This window comes from Corallococcus aberystwythensis, assembly GCF_003612165.1.
GTDB lineage: Bacteria > Myxococcota > Myxococcia > Myxococcales > Myxococcaceae > Corallococcus > Corallococcus aberystwythensis.
Genome location: NZ_RAWK01000165.1, coordinates 1 through 22,419, shown reverse-complemented (window position 1 = coordinate 22,419; position 22,419 = coordinate 1). Strand labels below are relative to the sequence as shown.

Here is a 22,419-nt window from a genome sequence, read left to right as displayed (position 1 = left end):
ACACGCGCGACTGGACGCCGATGGGCCCTGTCCGTCTCGGCCCCTCTCCGAACCTCACCCCGGCAGTGCAGGAGATGAAGCGCATCGGCTGAACCCTCTCACGCGACAACTACCTTGACGCTCACCGGTACCGCCAGAGGTCCTGGAAGCCCGGCTCGCCCAGGTGGAATGGGAGACCACGGGTCCCCGCTTGTCCCGCGATGTGTCCTTCCTGAAGGAGCATCCGCCGGAGCGGGATGCGCCGCCGGGAGCCGAAGGGCACCCACTCTGGACCGAATACGTGAGGTACCGGGAAGCACGGCTCGCGGAGTTGGAGCAGGGCACGCCCGCGAAGGGTCCCCTGCGCTGGGAGGGATACCTGGACCTGCGCGGGCAGTTCATCCGCGGGTTGCTGTTTGAGCAGCTCATGGTCGCCAAGCTCAGGGCCGACGCGGCACTGCCCCGGTCGCAACGTCAGTGGCTTCGGGACTTCAATCAGCCCCGCATCGAAACGCACGTGGGCATGACCAAGGCGGACCTTCGCTTCGCGGACGTGCTGGTCATCGAAATGAAGCCGGCATCCGGACAACCGCCACGCATGGAGACCTTCAGCTTCAAGAGCCGCGACATGCATTCACTCGACCAGAATGCATTGAGGACCCAGATGAGAGCGGACGCGAATGGGGCCCTCCGTTATTACGGCGAAACGGTGAACATCCGTCGGCCGGGACTCGAAGGGTTGGTACGAATACAACGCGTCCGATTGGTGTACGAGGGCGGTTCCCTGAAGCCCAGTGATGTGAAAGCCCTACAGTTACTGATGAAGGCACTCAACGGGCGCATCAAAGGTGTAGAGGTCCAATTCCAATGAAGAATGACAATCTCGTCTTTACTTTCGAAGGAGGCTTCAATTCCGTCGCGGATCCCCTGCAGGAGTTAGCGCCCTTCCTGGACGCGCTTGAGTCAGGCGCGGATGCATGGATGCCGGACATCACAAAGGGGAAACGGCGTCGTCGTTACACGCGCGCGGCGGTTGTGAAGGCACTGGCGGAGTCACGCGACGAGTGCACAACCTCCGTCGGGCTCTATCGCACCACGGAGCCCGAGCTGGACATGACGCTCATGCTCTGGTTTCCGCCTCAGCCTCCATCGTTGGAGCTCTGGCTCAACGTGAAGGCGCTCGACCTCTTCACGGACGAAGCCCGCTGCCAGGCGTTCGTGGAGATGGTCCGTGCCTGGGCCATCCGGTATCCGGTGTTGTCCTACGCCTCCGCCCACAGCATGGCGGATGACGAATTGTCGGGAGACCCCTTTTACGGAAGAGAGGAACGGGTCGCCCAAGAGAACGGCTTCGACCAGATCTACGCCGTATATTGGCTCAACCTCTTCGGTCCGAAGCTGGTGGAGACCGTCGGCCGCGAGCGCATGCGCTCCACGCCCGCCCACCGCGTCGAAGAGCTTCCCGACGGCTCCATCCTCCTCGTCACCTGGCCCACGGCCGCCGACTTCGCCAGCGAAGCCGCACGTGTCGCCCAGGCCCGCGCGTGGGTCCACCTCCGGCCGGACCTGGACTTCGACACCGTGATGGCCACCCTCCGCGAACGAAGCACGACCCTCGCGCCCGTCGAGCCCCGCTTCGCACCAGACGTCGCCGCGCTGCTCTCGCGCCTGCCCGAATACGTCTCGATAGGCCAACGCCAGCGGCGCATCGCGGAGCTCAACGCCTATGTCCCTCCCGAGCCGGAGGAGTGGCTCCCACTGAGCGCCGCCCTCCCCTCGGACGTAGCCGACCCGAAAGCCGCCCTCGAGCAATACGCGTACTTCGCGGAACGCCTCGTGGCGCTGCTCCACACGCCGGTGCCCTCCGTTCTCAAGGGCTCCCCCGAATCCCTGACGGACATCGACTTCCACTTCTGGCGGCAGACCTTCCCGGACACCTTCGAACGGCACAACATTGATGCCGTCGCGGTCCCCGCCATCGGGGCCTACCTGGGCGAAGTGCTGGTCAAACACCTGGGCGGACAGTGGCTTCCACGCAAGCAGTGGATGGAGGCCCAGGTCCGCGTCGGTGACCGCGTCTGGTTGCCCTTCGCCCGTGCCCACCGCTACATGCGGTCCACCCAGTCACTGCTGGACCACTCCCTCACCCAGCTCTACCGCGTCGCGGAACGACACTCCCGCTACTGAGCCGGCGGCTTGAGGTCGTCCGGCAGCCGCTCCAGCGGCGGACGCTCCAGCGCCCCCGGCCGCTCCACACCGGAGGCCGTCCCCGCGTCCTCCACGATGGTGCCCGCATCGCTCGGGCCCGAGGGCTGCGGCGCGGGCTTGTCCGAACAGCCGGCGAGGACGCCGACGCACAACACAAAAAGCCAGTGGCGCATGTTCGCTGTCTCCCGTGCAGGCCTAGTACTTCACCCAGATGACCGTGCCCGGATGGATCTGCGTGAGCGCGGTGACGCCCTGTTCCTTCTCGATGAGCGCCTGCGTGACGGGGTTGAAGCTGTACGCCTGCGTGCCAGACCAGACGATGAGCGCGTCCTTGAACACGGTCAGGTCGTGCACGTGCTCCTCCACCGTGTACTGGTTCCAGCCCGGCAGCCGCGACGGCAACAGGTAGAGCGACGGCGCCGGGTTCTCCGTGGGCTGCGTGCCCGCGTCCCCGTCATGGCTGTGCTCGCCCCCGGCCGTGCTGGACCACGCCACCACCGTCTCCACGCCGGCCGGCGTGCGGCACGTCTGCGTCGTGGGGAAGAACACCGTGGTGAACGGCTTCGCGGGCAGCTTCATGCGCAGCCCCAGGTGGAAGAAGTGCGTGTCCGCCTCCTTCACCTCACCCGGGGCGGGCCGGGTCCACGTCACCGCCGTCACCTTGCCGGAGGCGTCCTTCTCCACCTCGGCCTTGCCGAACACCGAGTCCACCGGGCGCACGCCCGTGACGCCCTCCGGAATCTGGACCCGCATCTTGTACGTGTCCGCGCCATCACAGCCGTGGCTCACCGTGAAGTCGGCCTCGAAGGTCGCACCGGCATACGGAGGCGTGGCTCCCGCCACCGCCGCGTGCGCGAAGGCGGAGGAGGACAGCAGCGAACCCGCGACGACGCACAGCGGCCCCAGGGGAAGCTTCATCGGGTGACTCCAGGAAGAATGGAGCATCCCGGATAGCAGGCCCCCGTGAAGCGACCGCTGCGGTGATTTGTCGCAGCGTCCGCGCCTCGCATCCTCACGGCAGCGTGATGCGCCCCGGAGCCCCCTGCGTTCCCTGCTCGGTGTGACAGCTGTTGCAGTCCCCGTTGCTCTGCGGCGTGGCCATCACCCGCGACGCGCCATCCGGCCCCACCACCCGCGCCCGGTACGGCAGCGGGAAGGACGGCTGGAGGGTCGTGGACAGGAAGTTGCCCGCGGCGTTCGGCACCAGCGTGAGCCGCACCTGGCCGTCCGCATCCAATATCTCCACCTTCACCCTGGACGGCTCCGCCAGCCGGGCATCACATCCGTCCTTCTCATGGAGCGCCGGGAACACCGTGCCCATGAAGGAGTACGCCATCGACGGTGCCTGACGCAGATGGCAGCTCCGGCAGGCGTAGCCCGGCGCCATGGATGCCCCGGTGTCGCCGCTCGCCTCGGTCCAGATGATCCCGCTCGCGCACGTCGCCGGCGCGGGCCCGGCATCCACGCCAGCATCCACGTCCAGCGTCACCGCCAGCTGAGGCTCCACCGAACAGCCCAGCGCGCCGCACACGAGCAGCGCGCCCCACGTCCACCGTGTCACGTCACGAACCGGCCTCGGCATGGCTCACGCCTCTACCACGCGCCTCGCGGGGCGCCCCTGCGGCACAAGCGCGCAGGGGGCCGTGTCGGACCTGCCCCGTATCCTCCGGAAACACTCCCTAGCGGAATCCAAGGAATCCAATTCTCACTGACAATTCACAGACATGCCCGGCGCCACACGCTGTTGTGACAGTGGGAACGCTGGCCGGGAGGGGGCGGACCCATACACTCCGCGTGTTCCCGTCGCATGATCCAATGTGTCACGTTTACACGGACACTCCGCCGGGTATCCGGCGAACAGGGGAGGTCCCCGGGTTTCCGACCTTGGGGGTCGTTTGAATGTTCCTCCGTTCGCGCGATGAAGTGACTGGCGGCCCCGACGCTCTCCGAATTCCGTCCTCATGAAATTCGCACCCTGCCCCGCGCCTGAATCACGAGCCCGCCGCCGCGACCGAATTCCGGTGTGGCTCCAATGTGGGTGGGGGGGATTGCTCGCGCGCGCGCCAGACGATACATGCGCGAGACAACGCCCCTTCACGGTGGGTGCTGTTTGCGACTGACCTCTTGAAACCCTGTCTTGCCGGGCGACCGCTGCTTCCCGGCCCCTGAATCCGCGTCTCCGTGCTCCCCGTGCACGGAAACACCCCCGCCTCCCAGGAGTCGCGTTCATGCCCACTGGAACCACGCCCGGTTCTTCCCCGGCCCCCGACTTTGCGTTTTCCACTCTGGTTGAATTGCTGCGCGTCCGCGCGAGCACCCAGGGCGACCGTCGCGGCTTTACGTTCCTGCTGGACGGGGAAACGGACGAAGCGCACCTGACGTACGCGGAGCTGGACCAGAAGGCGCGTGCCATCGCGGCGGCGCTCCAGGCGCGCGGTGCCCAGGGCCAGCGGGCGCTGCTCTTGTATCCGCCCGGGTTGGACTACATCGCCGGGTTCTTCGGCTGTCTGTACGCGGGCGTCATCGCGGTCCCCATCTATCCGCCGGACCCCATGCGCCTGGCGCGCACGCTGCCTCGCCTGCTGGCCATCAGCCAGGACGCGCAGGCCACCATCGCCCTCACCACCGACTTCATCTACGGCATGGGGGAGATGCTCTTCGAGCAGGCGCCGGAGCTGCGGGAGCTGCACTGGATCGCCACGGACACGCTGGACGCGGAGGTCGCCGAAGGCTGGAAGGACCCCGGCGTGGCCACGGACACGCGGGTGTTCCTCCAGTACACGTCCGGCTCCACGTCGTCGCCCAAGGGCGTGGTGCTGACGCACGGCAACCTGCTGCACAACTCGAAGCTGATCCACTCGTGCTTCGGTCACTCCACGCAGAGCCAGGGCGTCATCTGGCTGCCGCCGTACCACGACATGGGGCTCATCGGCGGCATCCTGCAGCCGCTCTACGGCGGCTTCCCGGTGACGCTGTTCTCGCCGGTGGACTTCCTCAAGCGCCCCATGCGCTGGCTGGAGGCCATCTCCCGCTACAAGGCCACCACGAGCGGCGGGCCCAACTTCGCGTTCGACCTGTGCGTGCGCAAGTCCACGCCGGAGGAGCGCGCGAAGCTGGACCTGAGCCACTGGGACCTGGCCTTCAACGGCGCGGAGCCCATCATGCCGGACACGCTCCGGCGCTTCGCGGAGGCCTTCGGTCCGCAGGGCTTCCGCTCGGAGGCCATCTATCCCTGCTACGGCCTCGCGGAGGGCACGCTCATCGCCTCTGGCGGTGACAAGCGCGAGCTGCCGGTGCAGCGCACCGTGGATGGGGGCGCGCTGAAGGACAACCGCGTGGTGGCGAAGGAGGCGGCGAGCCCCGGCGCCCAGACGCTGGTGGGCTCCGGCCGCAACCTCACGGATCAGCGCCTGGTCATCGCGCATCCGGAGACGGGCGCGCCCCTGCCGGCGGGCCAGGTGGGCGAGATCCGGGTCGCGGGGCCCAGCATCGCGCAGGGCTACTGGGGCCGCGACGAGCAGACGCGGACCACGTTCCAGCAGCCTCTGGCCGGCACGGGGGACGCGACGCCGTTCCTGCGCACGGGCGACCTGGGCTTCCTCGCGGACGGCGAGCTGTTCGTGACGGGCCGCCTGAAGGACCTGATCATCATCCGCGGGCGCAACCACTACCCGCAGGACATCGAGCGCACGGTGGAGTCCTCCCACCCCGCCATCCGCCCCGGCTGCACGGCGGCGTTCTCCATCGAGCAGGATGACGAAGAGCGCATCATCGTCGTGACCGAGGTGGACCGCCGCGCGGTGGAGCGCGACGGCGTGGACCTGGACGCGCTGGCGCAGGGCATCCGGCAGGCCGTCGCGGCCGGGCATGACCTGCAGGCCCAGGGCGTGGTGCTGCTGGGGCCGGGCGCCATCCCGAAGACGTCCAGCGGCAAGATCCAGCGCTTCGCCACCCGCGCGGAGTACGTCGCGGACACGCTGGAGGCGCTGCACAAGAGCGTCATCGCCGCCGCGCCGGTCCAGGCGCCCGAGGCCCGGGCTCCTTCAACGGCATCGACGGCCACTCCGGAAGCCGCCACCACCGCGCCCGTAGGCCCCGACACCAGCATGCTGCAGAAGATGCTGGCGGTGGTGCAGGACCCCACCGCGCGCCGCGCCATGGTGGCGGTGTTCCTCCAGGAGCAGGCCGCGCAGGTGCTGCGCCTGCCCACCGCCCAGGTGGACACGAACAAGCCGCTGCATGCCTACGGCGTGGACTCGCTGATGGCGGTGGACTTCAAGAGCGCCGTGGACGCGGGGCTGGGCATCGACCTGCCGCTGTCGGACGTGCTCCAGGGCGTGTCGCTGTCGAAGCTGGCCGAAGCCGTGGTGACGCTGCTGTCGGCGCCCCCGTCCCAGCAGTCCTCCAGCGCGGTGGCCGCCTCGTCCGCCACGGGTGACGCGCCCCTGTCCGGAGGCCAGCAGGCGCTGTGGTTCATGCACCAGCTCGCGCCGGACAGCGCGGCCTACCACGTGCCAGTCGCCGTGCGCGTGCGCGCAGGGCTGGATGCCAATGCCCTGAAGGGCGCCTTCGAGGCGCTGGTGGCCCGCCACCCGGCCCTGCGCACCACGTTCGTCATGGCGGCCACCGGCCCCGTGCAGCGCGTGCACGCGGAGCTGCCGCTGGACTTCACCACCACGGACGCGAAGGGCTGGAGCGACGCGCAGGTCGCGGAGCACCTGTCCGCCGAGGCCCGCCGCCCGTTCGACCTGGAGAAGGGGCCGCTGCTGCGCGTGCGGCTGGTGTCGCGGTCCTCGGAGGACCACGCGCTGCTCATCGCGATGCACCACATCGTCACCGACTTCTGGTCGCTGGCGGTGATGGCGGAGGAACTGGACGCGCTCTACCCCGCGCTCAAGCTGGGCAAGCGGCCCTCGCTGGCGCAGCCCGCGCGCACCTACGCGGACTACGCGCGCTGGCAGGCGGAGATGCTCACGGGCGCTCGCGGCCAGGCGCTGGAGAAGTACTGGCGCGAGCAGCTGTCCGGCACGCTGCCGGTGCTGGACCTGCCCACGGACCACCCGCGTCCCCCGGCGCAGACCTTCAACGGCCACGTCCACACCACCCGGCTGGACGCGAACGTCGCGAGCGCGGTGAAGACGCTTGCGCGCGAGCACGGCGCCACGCCGAACATGGTGCTCCAGACGGCGTTCCAGGTGCTCCTGCACCGCTACACCGGCCAGCAGGACTTCACGCTGGGCGTGGTGAGCGCGGGCCGCGGACGCGCGGAGCTGGCGGGCATCACCGGCTACTTCGTCAACCCGCTGGTGGTGCGCACGCGGCCGTCCCCCACCCTGTCCTTCACGGACTACCTGGCCCAGACGCGCCAGACGATGCTGGGCGCGCTGGAGCACCAGGACTACCCCTTCAGCGCGCTGGTGGACCGGCTGCAGCCGGTGCGTGACCAGAGCCGCTCGCCGCTGTTCCAGGTGATGTTCGTCTACCAGCGGGCCTCCAAGCTGGACGAGCGCGGCCTCACGCCCTTCGCCCTGGACATCCCGGGCGCGAAGTCCACCGTGGCGGGCCTGCCCATCGAATCGCTGCTGCTGTCGCACGGCGGCGCGCAGTTCGACCTCACGCTCACCATGGGCGAGGCGGACGGCGAGCTGGTGGCCTCCTTCGAGTACAACACCGACCTCTTCGAGGCGGGCACCATCGAGCGCATGGCCGGGCACCTGGCCACGCTGCTGTCCGGCATCGCCGCCCAGCCGGGCCGCGCGCTCGCGGGACTGCCGCTGCTCACCCAGGGCGAACAGCAGCAGCTGCTGGAGACCTGGAAGGGTCCGCGCGTGCCGCTCACGCAGGCGGACATGCTGCCCGCGCTCTTCGCGGCGCAGGTGGCGCGCACCCCGGACAACGTCGCGGTCCTCTTCAAGGACGCGCAGCTGACCTACCGTGAGCTGGACGCTCGCGCGGGGCAGCTGGCGGCGTGGCTGCGCGGCGCGGGCGTGAAGCCGGGCGACATCGTGGGCATCTGCCTGGAGCGCTCGGTGGAGACGCTGGTGTCGGTGCTGGCCGTGATGGCGGCGGGCGCTGCGTACGTGCCCATCGACCCCGCCTACCCGTCCGAGCGCGTGGCCTTCATCCTGGGCGACACGCAGGCGCCGGTGCTGCTCACGCAGTCCTGGCTCCAGCGCACGCTGCCCGCCGGCATGACGGCACGCACGCTGTTCGTGGATCAGCCGCTGGACGGCGCGCTGTCCTCGGCGCCCGCCGCGACGGTGGCGGCCGGGGACCTGGCGTGCCTCGTCTACACCTCCGGCTCCACCGGCCAGCCCAAGGGCGTGATGCTGGAGCACGGCGGCCTGGCCAACCTCGTCCGCTCGTTCGTGGAGTCCTACGCGCCTGCGGCAACGGACCGGATGCTGCCGCTCACGTCGGTGGCCTCCGCCAGCTTCGTGGGCGAGATCCTCCCGCTGCTGTGCACGGGTGGCGCGCTGGTGCTGCCCACCGAGGAGGAGATCCTCGATCAGGAGAAGCTCTACCAGCTCATCACCCGCCACACCGTCACCATCGTGAGCACGGTGCCCGCGGTCATCGCCGGGCTCAACGCGCGCCTGGAGCAACTGCCGCCGCTCAAGCTGGTGCTCTCCGGCGGCGAGGCGCTGGTGGCCAGCGACGTGGAGAAGCTGCTCGCCACGGTGCCGGTGGTGAACGGCTACGGCCTCACGGAGACGACCGTGTGCTCCACCTACCACCGCATGGCGGTGGAGGACCTGCAGGGGCACGCGTGGGTGCCCATTGGCCGGCCCGTCATCAACACGGACGTTTACGTGCTGGACGCGGAGCGCAACCTCTTGCCCGTGGGCGTCGCCGGTGAGCTGTACGTGGGCGGCCTGGGCGTGGCGCGCGGGTACTGGAAGCGGCCGGAGCTGACCACGGAGCGCTTCATCGCGAATCCGTTCGGCTCCGGCAAGGGCGAGCGCCTGTACCGCACGGGCGACCGCGCGCGCTGGATGCCGGACGGCGTGCTCACGTTCCTGTCCCGCGCGGATGATCAGGTGAAGATCCGCGGCTTCCGCATCGAGCTGGGTGAGGTGGAGGCCGCCGTGCGCCGCCACCCCGCCGTGAAGGAAGCGTTCCTGATGGCGCGCGAGGACTCGCCCGGGGACAAGCGGCTGGTGGCGTACGTGGTGCTGGGCGAGCCCGCGCCCACGCACTCCGACCTGAACACCTTCCTCGCGGAGGCGCTGCCGCCGTACATGCTGCCGTCCGCGTACGTGCCGCTGTCCGCGCTGCCCCTGTCGCCCAACGGCAAGGTGGACGCGAAGGCGCTGCCCGCGCCGGAAGGGGCGCGCCTGGCTTCCGGCGTGGCCTACGCCCAGCCGCAGAGCGCGGTGGAGCGCAGCGTGGCGGCCATCTGGGCCGCGGTGCTCAAGGTGGAGCGCGTCGGCCTCAACGACAACTTCTTCGAGCTGGGTGGCAACTCGCTGCTCATCGCGCAGGCCCACCGGCGCATGCGGGAAGAGCTGGGCGCGGACCTGGCGCTCGTGGACATGTTCAAGTTCACCACCGTGAGCGCGCTCGCTCAGCACCTGGCGAACAAGGGCGAGGACTCGGGCGCGGCCTCCCAGAAGATCAAGGACGAGGCGGAGCGCCGCCGTGCCGCCCAGGCGCGGCGTCAGCAGACGCGCGGCCGCGGCAAGTAACGAACGACTTTCAGGCACACCCCCCAGGTTTCGAAGGACGGCTTCATGAGCACTGAGACTCCCGAAGTGGATGGCATCGCGGTCATCGGCCTGGGCGGACGCCTGCCTGGCGCGAAGACCATCGCCGAGTTCTGGAAGAACCTCACCGGCGGCGTGGAGAGCATCACGTTCTTCACCGACGAGGAGCTCATTGCCGAAGGCGCCGACCCCGCCATGGTGCGCGCGCCCAACTACGTGAAGGCCCGCGGCACGCTGGGCGACACGGATCAGTTCGACGCGGCCTTCTTCGGGATGAACCCCCGCGAGGCCGCGCTGATGGACCCGCAGCACCGCGTCTTCCTGGAGTGCGCGTGGGAGGCCATGGAGGCCGCCGGCTACAGCCCGGAGCGCCAGCCCGGCCGCGTGGGCGTGTTCGGCGGCATGAGCATGAACACGTACCTGCTCTCCAACCTGTACTCGCACCTGGCGCACGTCGCGTCGGTGGAGAGCCTCCAGGCGTCCATCGGCAACGACAAGGACAGCCTCACGACCGAAGTGGCGTACCGGATGGACCTGAAGGGCCCGGCCGTCACGGTCCAGTCCTCGTCCTCCACGTCGCTCACCTGCATCCACTACGCCTGCCAGAGCCTCTTGTCGTTCGAGTGCGACATGGCCCTGGCCGGTGGCGTGTCCATCCACTTCCCGGAGAAGGCGGGCTACCTGTACCACGAGGGTGGCACCACGGCGCCGGACGGCCACTGCCACACCTTCGACGCGGAGGCCGCGGGCTTCGTCGCGGGCCACGGCGCGGCGGTGGTCGCGCTCAAGCGCCTGTCGGACGCGCTCAAGGACGGTGACACCGTCTACGCGGTGGTGCGCGGCTCGGCGGTGAACAACGACGGTTCGCAGAAGGTCAGCTACATGGCCCCGGCCGTCGCGGGGCAGGCGGAGGTCATCGCGCTGGCGCAGGCGGTGGCGGGCGTGGATCCGGACTCCATCGGCTACGTGGAGGCGCACGGCACGGCGACCAAGGTCGGTGATCCGATTGAAGTCGCGGCGCTGACGCAGGCCTTCCGCCAGGGCACGGACAAGAAGAACTTCTGCGCGCTGGGCTCGGTGAAGAGCAACATCGGCCACCTGGACTCGGCGGCAGGCGCGGTGGGCTTCATCAAGGCGGCCCTCACGCTGCACCACAAGGTGATTCCGCCCAGCCTCAATTTCAAGACGCCCAACCCGGCGTGCGACTTCCCCAACAGCCCGTTCTACGTGAACACGGAGCTGCGCGACTTCCCGCGCGGTGAGACGCCGCGCCGCGCGGGCGTCACGTCGCTGGGCATGGGCGGCACCAACGCGCACGCCATCCTGGAGGAGGCGCCGGAGCTGCCCGCCACCGACAAGGCCCGCCTGCCCGCGCAGGTGGTGCTGCTGTCGGCGCGCACGGAAGCCTCGCTGGAGGCCGCCACGGACCGGCTGGCCGCGCACCTGCGCGAGAACCCCACCGTGGACCTGGCGGACGTGGCCCACACGCTTCAGCTGGGACGCAAGCGCTTCGGCAAGCGGCGCGCGGTGGTGGCGCGTACCACGGCGGAGCTGGCCTCCGCGCTGGCGGAGCGCACCCCCGGCCGCGTGTTCAGCGGCACCGCGGAGAACAGCGGCCGTCCGGTGATGTTCATGTTCTCCGGGCAGGGCTCGCAGTACGTGGACATGGGCCGCGAGCTGTATGAGACGGACGCGTTCTTCCGCGCCCAGGTGGACACCTGCTCGGAGAAGCTCAAGCCGCACCTGGGCCAGGACCTGCGCACCGTGCTGTACCCGGCCGCGGAGTCGCGCGAGCTTGCCTCCGAGCGCCTCAAGCAGACCGGCCTCACCCAGCCCGCGCTGTTCGTCATCGAGTACGCGCTGGCGAAGCTCTGGGAGTCGTGGGGCGTGACGCCGCACGCGATGGTGGGCCACAGCATCGGTGAGTACGTGGCCGCGTGCCTCGCGGGCGTGTTCACGCTGGACGACGCGCTGGCGCTGGTGGCCGCGCGCGGCCGGCTGATGCAGTCGCTGCCCGCGGGCTCCATGCTCGCGGTGTCGCTGCCGGAAGAGCACGTCACGCCCATGCTGCCGGAGGGCCTGTCCGTGGCGGCGGTGAACAGCCCGGCCACGTGCGTGGTCGCCGGCCCCACGCCGCTGGTGGACGCGTTCGTGGAGACGCTGAAGCTCCAGGGCCTGGCGTCCTCGCGGCTGCACACGTCGCACGCGTTCCACTCCGCGATGATGGACCCCATCCTGGACGCCTTCCGCGAGGCGGTGCGCAAGGTGGCCCGGAAGGCGCCCACGAAGCCCTACCTGTCCAACGTCACCGGCACCTGGGTGACGGCCGAGCAGGCCACGAGCCCCGACTACTGGGCGAAGCACCTGCGCGGCGCGGTGCGCTTCGCGGACGGCGTGGCGGAGCTGATGAAGGAGTCCGACGCCATCCTGCTGGAGGTGGGCCCGGGCAACACGCTCGTCACCCTGGCGCGGCAGCACCCGGACAAGGGCGCGAAGCACGCGCTGATCAACTCGCTGCGCCACCCGAAGGAGCAGGTCGCGGACCTGGACCACGTGCTGGCCACGCTGGGCCGGCTGTGGCTGGAGGGCGTGGAGGCGGACTGGGACGCGTTCCGGGGCGGAGAGAAGCGCCGCCGCATCGCGCTGCCCACGTCCCCCTTCGAGCGGCAGCGCCACTGGGTGGACCCGCGCAAGGAGACCGCCGCCGACGGCGAGCGCTCCGAGTGGGCCTCCGCGGATCAGAAGCAGCCCGTGGCCCGCTGGTTCTACCTGCCGTCGTGGCAGCGCGCGCTGCCGTCGCCGCAGGGCGCCTGGAGCGAGAAGAAGGCCACCTGGTGGCTGCTGCTCCCGGACGACGCCAACGAGGGCCTGGGCGCGCGGCTCGCGCTCAAGCTGGGCGAGGCCGGCCAGGACGTGGTGCGCATCACCCCGGCCGCCGTCACCGCGAAGCACGACGAGCACCACTGGTCGCTCGCGCTGGGTGGCGAGGCCACGGTGCTGGAGGCGCTCACCGCGCAGGGCCGCGCGCCGGACCACGTGCTGCACCTGGGCACGCTGGGCCTGGGTGACGCCCACGGCGAGGCGGACTTCGAGGCCGCGCTGGGCAAGGGCTTCCTGGGGCTCCTGTCCCTGGCGCAGGCCCTGGGCCGTCAGCCCGGCACGCGCCCGGTGTCCCTGGTCGCGGTGACGAACCGCATGCAGGCGCTGGGTGACGAGGCGCCGAACCCGGAGCTGGCCACGGTGCTGGGCCCGGTGCGCGTCATTCCGCAGGAGTACGGCCACCTGTCCGCGAAGGCCGTGGACGTGCGCCTGCCGCCGTCCGGCAGCTGGCAGGAGACGGCGCTGGTGGAGTCGCTGCTGTCCGAGGCCGCCACGCCGTCCAAGCTGGAGACCGTCATCGCGTACCGGGGCGGCGCCCGCTGGGTGCAGCACTTCGAGCACGTGCCGGCGGACGCACCGCGCGCCGCTCAGCTCCCGCTGCGCGACGGGGGCGTGTACCTCCTCATCGGCGGCTTCGGCACGCTGGGCTTCTCCCATGCGAAGTCGCTGGCGAAGCGCGCGAAGGCGAAGCTGGTGCTCGCGGGCCGCACCGCGCTGCCGGAGCGCTCGCAGTGGGACGCGCACCTGTCCGCCCATGGCGAGGACGACGCTGTCTCCCGCCGCATCCGTCAGGTGCGGGAGCTGGAGGCGCTGGGCGCCCAGGTCCACACCGTGTCCGTGGACGCGGGCAACAAGGTCCAGGTGAAGGCGGCGGTGGACGAGGCGCTCACGCACTTCGGCACGCTGCACGGCGTGGTGTTCGCGGCGGGTGACGTGGGGCAGGCGCTCTTCCGCGCCATCCCGGACACCCGGCCCGAGGACGTGCGCGACACCTTCCACGGCCGCGTGCGCGGGCTGTACGCGCTGGAGGAGGCCGTGCGCGGACGCTCGCTGGACTTCTGCGTGCTGTCGTCGTCGCTGGCGGCGGTGCTGGGCGGCCTGGGGCTGGCGTCGTACTCGGCGGCCACGTCCTTCATGGACGCGTTCGCCACGAAGCAGGCGCAGACGTCGCCGGTGCCGTGGATGAGCGTGGGCTGGGACGCGTGGCAGTACGAGTCCCGCGCGGGCGGCGCGCAGAGCCCGTTCGGCGCGCTGGCCATCACGTCCGCGGAGGGCGAGGACGCCTTCGAGCAGCTCTTCCAACTGGGCGCCGTGTCGCACGTGGCCGTGTCCACGAGCAACCTGCGCGCCCGTGCGCGCAAGTGGGCCCAGCCGGCCGCCTCGGAGCAGAAGTCGGAGGCGAAGCAGGAGGCGGGATCGTCCCTGGGCACCACGCCCCGGCCCACGCTCCAGAACGCCTACGTGCCGCCGCGCGACGCGCTGGAGGAGAAGATCGCCCACCTGTGGCAGACGACGCTGGGCATCGACCAGGTCGGCGTGCACGACAACTTCTTCGAGCTGGGTGGCAACTCGCTCGTCGGCGTGAAGCTGATTGCCCGCGTGCGCGAGCAGTTCGGCGTCGCGCTGCCGGCCGTCACCCTCTACGAAGGCCCCACCGTGGGGGCGCTGGCGAAGCTGCTCAAGGCCGCCAGCGGCACCGAGGACACGGAACCCGCGCCCGAGGAGACCGAGGCGCTCAGCCGCGGGGAGCGCCGCCGTGCGCGCCGCGCGAACCGTCAGGGCGACGCCGCCTCCGACGAGGAGTAGCCGTCCCCTCCCCCCACCTTTCGAAGCCCGAGACACCCCATGTCCGCTGACACGAACATCGACGCGCAGGCCATCGCCATTGTCGGCATGGCCGGACGTTTCCCCGGCGCCCCCGACCTGGCCTCCTTCTGGAAGAACCTGCGCGACGGCGTGGAGTCCATCCAGCCCGTGCCCGACGCGGAGTTGGAGAAGCTGGGCGTGGACCCCGTCCTGCGCAAGGACCCGCGCCACGTGAAGGCCAGCGCCGCGCTCGCGGGCATGGAGCTGTTCGACGCGGGCTTCTTCGGCTTCACGCCCCGCGAGGCGGAGCTGATGGACCCGCAGCACCGCGTCTTCCTGGAGTGCGCGTGGGAGGCGCTGGAGAAGGCGGGCCACACGCCGGAGGGCTTCGACGGCTCCATCGGCGTGTTCGCGGGCGCGGCCACCAACACGTACCTGGTGTTCCACCTGGTCCCCAACTTCGACCAGCTGAGCGGCATGGACCAGGTGCAGATTGACGTGAACAACGGTGGCGACTTCCTGGCCACCCGCGTCGCGTACAAGCTCAACCTGCGCGGCCCCAGCTACTCCATCACCAGCGCGTGCTCCACGTCGCTCGTGGCCACGCACGCGGCCTGCCAGAGCCTCTTGAATGAAGAGTGTGACCTGGCGCTCGCGGGCGGCGTGTCCGTGCACGTGAAGCACCCGGAGGGCTACCCCTTCGTGCCCGGCGGCATCGTGTCCCCGGACGGCCACTGCCGCGCGTTCGACGCGAAGGCGGAGGGCACGGTGTTCGGCAGCGGCGTGGGCGTGGTGGTGCTCAAGCGGCTGGCGGACGCCATCCAGGACGGCGACCACATCCACGCCATCATCAAGGGCAGCGCCATCAACAACGACGGCGCGCTGAAGGTGGGCTTCACCGCCCCCAGCGTGGAGGGCCAGGCCACCGTCATCACCGAGGCCCTCGGCGCCGCGGGCGTGGCCCCGGAGACCATCGGCTACCTGGAGGCGCACGGCACCGGCACGAAGATGGGTGACCCCATCGAGGTGCGCGCGCTCAACAAGGCGTTCAAGTTCCGCTCGGCGGCGGCCAAGGCGGCTCCTCCGAAGATTCCGGTGGGCTCGCTCAAGAGCAACATCGGCCACCTGGCCAACGCGGCCGGCGTGTCCAGCCTCATCAAGGCGGTGATGACGCTGGAGAACCGCCAGATTCCGCCCAGCCTCCACGTGTCGGAGGTGAACCCGGAGATTCCGTTCGCGGGCGGCCCGTTCTTCGTCAACACGAAGCTCACCGACTGGCAGGCGAACCCCAAGCACCCGCGCCGCGCGGGCGTGAGTTCCTTCGGCGTGGGCGGCACCAACGCGCACGTCGTGCTGGAGGAGGCCCCGGCCCTTCCGGCGTCCGGCGCGTCCCGGCCCGCGCAGCTGCTGGTGCTGTCCGCGAAGAGCGACGCGGCGCTGGACGCGGCGACGAAGAACCTGGCCGCGCACCTGAAGGCGCACCCCGCGCAGGCGCTGGCGGACGTGGCCTTCACGCTCCAGACGGGCCGTCAGGCCATGGCGAAGCGGCGCGTGCTGGTGTGCCGCGACCGCGACGACGCGATGGCCGCGCTGGACGTGGAGGGCAGCCCCCGCCTGTGGACGCAGACGCCGGACGTGCACGAGCGCCCGGTGGCCTTCCTGTTCCCCGGCCAGGGCTCGCAGTACGTGGGCATGGCGCGCGACCTGTACGCCTCCGAGCCGACCTTCAAGCGGCACCTGGACGCGTGCGCGGACAAGCTGACGCCGCACCTGGGCCTGGACCTGCGCACGGTCCTCTTCCCGGAGGCCTCCAAGGCGGAAGCGGCGACGCAGGCGCTGACGCGCACGGAATTGACGCAGCCCGCGCTCTTCGCCGTGGAGTACTCGCTGGCGAAGCTGTGGATGGTCTGGGGCGTGAAGCCCTCCGCGATGCTGGGGCACAGCATCGGTGAGTACGTGGCCGCGTGCCTCGCGGGCGTGTTCAGCCTGGACGACGCGCTGGCGCTGGTGGCCGCGCGCGGCAAGCTGATGCAGCGGCTGCCCTCGGGCGCCATGCTGTCCGCGAAGCTGGAGGAGTCCGCGCTCAAGCCGCTGCTCCCCGCGAACATCAGCGTGGCGGCGGTGAACGCGCCGGGCTTCACCGTCGTGGCCGGTCCCACCGACGCGGTGGACGCGCTCCAGACGAAGCTGGAGGCGCAGGGCGTGGAGGTGTCGCGGCTGCACACGTCGCACGCGTTCCACTCCGCGATGATGGACCCCATCCTCGCGCCCTTCACCGCGCGCGTGCGGCAGGTGAAGCTCAGCGCCCCCACCCTGCCCTTCCTGTCCAACGTGACGGGCACCTGGATTGAAGCCGCGCAGGCCACGAGCCCCGACTACTGGGCCACGCACCTGCGCCAGGCCGTGCGCTTCTCCGCGGGCCTCCAGGAGCTGTCTCGCAAGTGGCCGCAGGCGGCCCTCTTGGAAGTGGGCCCAGGCACGGTGCTCAACACGCTGGCGAAGCAGCAGCCGGGCGCGGAAGGACGCGTGCTCGTGTCCTCCACGCGGCACCCGCGCGAGCAGACGCAGGACCTCCAGGTGTTGCTGAGCGCGCTGGGCCGGCTGTGGCTGGGCGGCGTGACGGTGGATTGGAAGGGCTTCGCGGCGAACGAGCAGCGCCGCCGCGTGCCGCTGCCCACCTACCCCTTCCAGCGCGAGCGCTACTGGATCGACGCGAAGCCGCTGAGCGGGGGTGCCCGCACGGATGCGCCCGCGTCGCTGGCGAAGCGCGCGGACGTGGCGGACTGGTTCTACGCGCCGTCGTGGAAGCTGTCCCCGCTGCCCAAGGCGAAGGACGCGGCGGGCGCGGGCTGGCTCGTGTTCGCGGACGACACCGGCGTGGCGGACGCCCTGGCGCCGAAGCTGGGCGGGGACATCTTCCGCGTCGTCCCTGGCGCGCGCTTCGAGCAGCGCCCGGACGGCACGTTCACGGTGAACCCCACGCACCGCGAGGACTTCTGCGCGGTGCTGGACGCCCTGAAGAAGCAGGGCCGTGCGTTCGCGAACATCGTGCACCTGTGGAGCCTGTCGCGGGAGCCCGCGTCGCTGGACCTGGGCTTCCACAGCCAGCTGTTCCTCGCGCGCGCCCTGAGCGAGACGGGCCACCTGGAGCCGCTCACCTGGTCCGTGGTGACCAGCCGCTCCGCCCGCGTGGAGCAGGCGGACACGCAGCTGCCGGAGCAGGCGCTGCTGGTGGGCCCCACGCGCGTGCTGCCGCAGGAGTACCCGAACCTCTCCTGCCGCTTCGTGGACGTGGTGCCCGGCGACGCGGGCGCCGTGGTGGACCGGCTGGCGGCGGAGCTGTGCTCGGAGGCGCGTGACGCGGTGGTGGCCCTGCGTGGCCGCCAGCGCTGGGTGCAGACCTTCGAGCCCGTGCGCCTGGAGGCGGCCGGCGCGCAGGCGCTGCGCGACGGTGGCGCGTACCTCATCACCGACGGCCTCGCCGGCATCGGCCATGCGCTGGCGTCCGAGCTGGCCACGGTGCACCAGGCGAAGCTGACCCTGGTGGAGACGGCGGACTTCCCCAGCCGCGGCCAGTGGACGGCGTGGGTGGAGAAGCACGGCGTGCAGGACGCGGTGTCCCGCCGCATCCAGCGCGCGCTGGCCCTGGAGCGTACCGGCGTGGAGATGCTGGTGCTGCCCGCGGCCCTCACCGACGTGGAGTCCATGCGCGGCGTGGTGGACGCGGCGGTGGCGCGCTTCGGCCGCATCGACGGCGTCATCCACGCGGCGGGCGGCATGCAGGGCGCCACGCTGGGCACCATCGCGGAGACGGGCCCGGAGGAGTGCGCCTGGCACTTCCGCCCGCAGGTGCACGGCGTGCGGGTGCTGGAAGAGGTGCTCCCCAAGGAAGGCCCCGCGTTCTGCCTCCTCGTGTCGTCGCTGTCGTCCGTGCTGGGCGGCCTGGGCCAGGTGGCGCAGGCCTCCGCCAGCGCCTTCATGGACGCGTTCGCGGAAGCGCGCACGGAAGGGTTCGCCTACCCGTGGCTGAGCGTGGACTGGGACGCGTGGCAGTTCGCGGACGCGCAGGCCATGGCGGAGCTGTCCCCCACCCTGGCCCAGTTCGCCATCCAGCCCGCCGAAGGCCTGGAGGCGCTGCGCCGCGCGCTGTCTCACGGTGAGGGCCAGCTGGCCATCTCCACCGGCAGTCTGGCCGCGCGACAGCGCCAGGGCCCGCGCGCCACGAAGGCGGAGAAGGGCAAGAAGGACGCGGCGAAGGGCAAGCACGCGCGTCCCTCCATCCTCACGCCGTACGCCGCGCCGCGCACGGAGCTGGAGAAGACCGTCGCGGGCGTCTGGGAGCAGGTGCTGGGCATCGACGGCATCGGCATCAACGACAACTTCTTCGAGCTGGGGGGCCACTCGCTCTTGGCCACGCAGCTGCGCAACCACATCCACTCGGTGCTGAAGGTGGACCTGTCGCTGCGCGGCCTCTTCGAGACGCCCACCGTGGCCGGCGTCGCCGGGCGCGTGGAGCAGGAGCTGGGCAAGCGCGCGGCCTCCACGGAGAAGCCCATCGCGGAGCGCCTGCGCACCGCGTTCCCCACCGAGCGCCCCACCCTGCTCACCGAGTACCTGCGCCACCACATCTCCGAAGGGCTGCGCATCCCGCTGGACAAGCTGCCCGCGGACGGCAGCCTCAAGGGCTACGACCTGCACGCGCTGGGCGCGGAGCTGGAGTACGACCTGCGGCAGGACTTCAAGTTCCAGCTCTACCCGCACGAGGTGCAGGCGCATCCGTCCATCCCGGAGCTGTCCAAGTACCTGCTCGTGGAGATGGACCGCCTGCAGGATCCGCAGCGCTTCGCGGAGAACAAGCCGCTGTCCGCGTACCCGCTCAAGCCCTACCGCGCCCAGACGTCCGGTGGGCAGCGCACCAACACGGCGAAGAAGAACCCGCCCATGGTGTTCGTGCACTCCAGCCCGCGCGCGGGCTCCACGCTGTTCCGCGTGATGTTGGCCGGACACCCCCGGCTGTTCTGCCCGCCGGAAGTGAACCTGCTCTTCTTCGAGGGCATGCGCGAGTGGCGCGAGAACATCGGCTTCGGCTCCGAGATGGAGTGGACCACGGGCGGTCTGCAGTGGGCGCTCATGGAGCTGGAGAAGCTGGACTCGCCCGCCGGCGCCGCGCTGGTGGACCGGCTGGTCGCGGACGACGTGTCCGCGCAGGACGTCTACCGCCGCCTCCAGGAGAAGTCCGCGCCCCGGCTGCTCGTGGACAAGACGCCCACGTACGCCATGGACGTGGAGACGCTGGAGCGCGCGGAGCGGATGTTCGAGGGCAACAAGTACATCTACCTCTACCGCCACCCGCTCCCGGTGATGGAGTCCATCCTCCGGATGCGCTTCGACCGCCTCTTCGCCGCCGGCCTCTTCGGTGACGCGGACGTGGACCCCTACGTGGTGGCGGAGACGGTGTGGGCCCTGTCCAACCGGAACCTGCTCAACTTCTTCGACGGCATCGGCCGTGAGCGCTGCCACTGGGTCCGCTACGAGGACCTGGTCGCGGACCCCACCAAGGTGATGACCGGCGTGGCCCGGTTCCTGGGGCTCGAGTTCGACGAGCGCATGGTCCAGCCGTACGACGGCAAGAAGGACCGCATGATGGGTGGCCTGGGCGACCCCAACATCCTCCAGCACCAGGGCATCGAGAAGAAGATGGGCGAGTCCTGGAAGCGCATCAAGTGGCCCCGCGCGTTCGACGCGTCCACGCACGCCGTCATCGAGCGGCTGGGCTACTCCGTGGAGGGCGCCACGCCCGCGCCGCTCCCCGTGGCCGCGCAGGTCGTCACACCCGCCGCGAAGCAGAAGGTGTCCGCGGCCGAGGCGGAGAAGCTGCTGGAGAACATGGACCAGCTTTCGGACGAACAGGTGGCGGAGCTGCTCGCGGTGATGGAAGACGCGGGTGGTGGTGACGCCGGTGGCGGTAGCAGCAGCGAGGACGCGGCCTGAACATGACGCCCGAAGAGAAGCGAGCACGGCTGGCGCAGCTCCTGAAGGACAAGTCGCGCCCGGCGGCGAAGCAGGCGCCCCTGTCCTTCGCGCAGGAGCGGATGTGGTTCCTGGACAAGTGGAGCCCCGGCAGCGCGGCGTTCCACATGCCCACCGCGGTGCGCCTGACGGGCGCCGTGGACACGGACGCGCTCGGCCGCGCCCTGGCCCTGCTGGTGGAGCGGCACGACACGCTGCGCACCACCTTCCAGGAGCGCGAGGGCGGCGCCGTGCAGCTCATCGCCTCCACGGGCGAGGTGCCGCTGGAGGTGATGGACCTCCAGGGGCTGCCTGTGACCGAGCGTGAGGCGGAGGCGCAGCGGCGCGTGGTGGAGCTCGCGCAGCAGCCCTTCAGCCTGGAGCAGGGCCCGCTGCTGCGCACGGTGCTGATGCTCCTGGGCAACGGTGAGCAGGTGCTGCTGGTGGATCAGCACCACATCGTGTCCGACGGCTGGTCCATGGGCGTGCTCGTGCACGAGCTGGCCATGCTCTACCGGGCCTGCCTGGAGGGTCAGCCCTCGCCGTTGAAGCCACTGCCCATCCAGTACGCGGACTGGGCGGCGTGGCAGAAGGACTGGCTCCAGGGCGCGGAGCTGGAGCGCCAGCTCACCTACTGGAAGAACCGCCTCAACCCGCACGCGCTGCTGGAGCTGCCGCAGGACAAGCCGCGCCCGGCGCTGATGAGCTCCAAGGGCGAGCGCCAGGTGATGCACCTGTCCCCCGCCCTCACCCAGGCGCTCAAGGCGCTGGGCCAGCGCGAGGGCCGCACGCTCTTCGTGACGCTGCTGTCGGCCTTCAACGTGCTGCTGTCGCGCTACACCGGGCAGGACGACATCGTGGTGGGCACGCCCATCGCGGGCCGTCCGCGCGCGGAGGTGGAAGGGCTCATCGGGCTGTTCGTGAACATGCTGGCCTTGCGCTCGGACCTGTCCGGCAATCCCACGTTCAAGGAGCTGCTGCGCCGCGTGCACGAGTCCACGCTGGACGCGTACGCGCACCAGGACATCCCCTTCGAGCGGCTGGTGGACGCGCTCAAGCCGGAGCGGCACCTCAGCCACTCGCCCATCTTCCAGGTGATGTTCGTCCTCCAGAACGCGCCCATGCCGGCCCTGGAGGCCCCGGGCTTGGTGATGGAGGCGAAGCCGGTGGACACCGGCACGACGAAGTACGACCTGTCGCTCCTGCTGGTGGACCTGCCGCAGGGCCTGCGCGTCATCGCCGAGTACAGCACCGACCTCTTCGAGCGCTCCACGGCGGAGCGGCTGCTGGGCCACTACCTGACGCTGCTGGAAGGCATCGTCGCGCAGCCGGACCTGTCCATCTCCCGCCTGCCGCTGCTGCCCGATGCCGAGCGCCAGCGCGTGCTGAAGGACTGGAACCACACCGCCGTCACGCACCCGAAGGAAGCGACGCTCACGTCGCTCATCGAGGCGCAGGTGGCGCGCACGCCAGACGCCGTCGCCCTGGAGTTCGAGGGCAGCCGCCTCACCTACCGGGAGCTGGACACGCGCGCGAACCAGCTGGCGCACGCGCTGCGCAAGCACGGCGTGGGGCCGGAAGTCCGCGTGGGCCTGTGCGTGGAGCGGTCGCTGGAGATGGTGGTGGGCCTGCTGGGCACGCTGAAGGCGGGCGGCGCGTATGTGCCGCTGGACCCCGGCTACCCGCAGGAGCGCCTGGGCTGGATGCTGGAGGACGCGCGTCCGCCGGTCCTCCTGGTGCAGGAGCGGTTGTTGGCGCGGCTGCCGGCTTCCGACGCGAAGGTGGTGAAGCTGGACACGGGCTGGGAGGAGATTGCCCGCGAGCCCACCAC

9 protein-coding genes are annotated in these 22,419 nt (G+C 70.6%); 6 read left to right on the top strand and 3 right to left on the bottom strand.

Going from position 1 to position 22,419, the window contains the following annotated elements; genetic code table 11:
- The first annotated feature begins 190 nt into the window (after positions 1–190).
- Together D7W81_RS25275 and D7W81_RS25270 are read left to right on the top strand one after the other, a co-directional pair.
- Positions 191–850: a hypothetical protein gene (locus tag D7W81_RS25275; RefSeq protein ID WP_208721454.1), complete on the top strand. Its 660-nt coding sequence runs from the start codon at positions 191–193 to the stop codon at positions 848–850.
- A 110-nt stretch (positions 851–960) separates the two neighbouring features.
- Positions 961–2,166, top strand: coding sequence for a hypothetical protein (locus D7W81_RS25270; protein WP_306440905.1), 1,206 nt, complete (start codon positions 961–963; stop codon positions 2,164–2,166).
- Here the strand turns inward: D7W81_RS25270 and D7W81_RS25265 are convergent.
- From D7W81_RS25265 to D7W81_RS25255, 3 genes are all read right to left on the bottom strand, one after another.
- Complete coding sequence (locus tag D7W81_RS25265) at positions 2,160–2,360, bottom strand: putative periplasmic lipoprotein (RefSeq protein ID WP_147445616.1); 201 nt, start codon at positions 2,358–2,360, stop codon at positions 2,160–2,162. The two genes, D7W81_RS25270 and D7W81_RS25265, sit on opposite strands and share 7 nt — an antisense overlap.
- Before the next feature lie 22 nt (positions 2,361–2,382).
- A complete protein-coding gene (locus D7W81_RS25260; RefSeq protein WP_120557958.1) occupies positions 2,383–3,105 on the bottom strand; it encodes a DUF1775 domain-containing protein in 723 nt (240 codons plus the stop codon).
- Between the two features lie 94 nt (positions 3,106–3,199).
- Positions 3,200–3,769, bottom strand: coding sequence for a hypothetical protein (locus D7W81_RS25255; protein ID WP_147445615.1), 570 nt, complete (start codon positions 3,767–3,769; stop codon positions 3,200–3,202).
- A gap of 712 nt (positions 3,770–4,481) precedes the next feature.
- Between D7W81_RS25255 and D7W81_RS25250 the strand changes: the two genes are divergently transcribed.
- The 4 genes from D7W81_RS25250 to D7W81_RS25235 form a co-directional block, all read left to right on the top strand.
- The gene (locus tag D7W81_RS25250; protein WP_158621683.1) at positions 4,482–9,875 is read left to right on the top strand and encodes a non-ribosomal peptide synthetase; all 5,394 of its coding nucleotides are present in this window, start codon (positions 4,482–4,484) and stop codon (positions 9,873–9,875) included.
- 45 nt (positions 9,876–9,920) lie between these two features.
- On the top strand, positions 9,921–14,579 hold the full coding sequence (locus tag D7W81_RS25245; protein WP_120557955.1) for a type I polyketide synthase: 4,659 nt from the start codon (positions 9,921–9,923) through the stop codon (positions 14,577–14,579).
- Between the two features lie 39 nt (positions 14,580–14,618).
- On the top strand, positions 14,619–20,570 hold the full coding sequence (locus D7W81_RS25240) for a type I polyketide synthase (RefSeq protein WP_120557954.1): 5,952 nt from the start codon (positions 14,619–14,621) through the stop codon (positions 20,568–20,570).
- Positions 20,571–20,572: 2 nt separating this feature from the next.
- Positions 20,573–22,419: condensation domain-containing protein (locus D7W81_RS25235; protein ID WP_147445614.1), on the top strand; the 1,847-nt coding region annotated here is incomplete at its 3' end.

Excerpts from the sequence above, each read along its gene's own strand:
- D7W81_RS25255 (WP_147445615.1), bottom strand. The coding sequence starts at position 3,769 with ATGCCGAGGCCGGTTCGTGACGTGACACGGTGGACGTGGGGCGCGCTG.
- D7W81_RS25265 (WP_147445616.1), bottom strand. The coding sequence starts at position 2,360 with ATGCGCCACTGGCTTTTTGTGTTGTGCGTCGGCGTCCTCGCCGGCTGT.
- D7W81_RS25260 (WP_120557958.1), bottom strand. The coding sequence starts at position 3,105 with ATGAAGCTTCCCCTGGGGCCGCTGTGCGTCGTCGCGGGTTCGCTGCTG.
- D7W81_RS25240 (WP_120557954.1), top strand. The coding sequence starts at position 14,619 with ATGTCCGCTGACACGAACATCGACGCGCAGGCCATCGCCATTGTCGGC.
- D7W81_RS25270 (WP_306440905.1), top strand. The coding sequence starts at position 961 with ATGCCGGACATCACAAAGGGGAAACGGCGTCGTCGTTACACGCGCGCG.
- D7W81_RS25245 (WP_120557955.1), top strand. The coding sequence starts at position 9,921 with ATGAGCACTGAGACTCCCGAAGTGGATGGCATCGCGGTCATCGGCCTG.